This window comes from Acinetobacter sp. CFCC 11171 (genome assembly GCF_003268405.1).
GTDB classification, from domain to species: domain Bacteria; phylum Pseudomonadota; class Gammaproteobacteria; order Pseudomonadales; family Moraxellaceae; genus Acinetobacter; species Acinetobacter amyesii.
Genome location: NZ_LQXP01000124.1, coordinates 1 through 327 on the forward strand (window position 1 = coordinate 1; position 327 = coordinate 327).

Here is a 327-nt window from a genome sequence, read left to right on the forward strand (position 1 = left end):
TCAAAGGTCACTGTGCCTTGAGCTTCGCCGCCTTTGCCATCAGTTACCGTGTATGTCACGTCAGGAACCGAACCGGTATAACCTGCTTCAGGCGTAAACGTTAAATTACCATCTTTATCAACGGTGATTGTTCCTACGCCTGGAAGTTCAGCCGTTTCACCTGGCTGATAAGTTTTATCCCCAACAGTGAAGTCTTTTAACACTAATGGATCATTTTCAGGGTCAGTATCGTTTGTAAGGATGTTCTTCTCCACTGGCGTACCGTGCTCCGTGGTCACGGTATCATTTTCAGCAACTGGTGGCTTATTCGGTGCAGCTGGAACATCT

1 protein-coding gene is annotated in these 327 nt (G+C 47.1%); it reads right to left on the minus strand.

Features of this window, described 5'->3' with window-relative positions; all coding sequences use genetic code 11:
- Positions 1 to 327, minus strand: a 327-nt coding sequence (locus AVJ20_RS18150) for an Ig-like domain-containing protein (RefSeq protein ID WP_162689824.1), incomplete at both ends; no start/stop codon positions are given.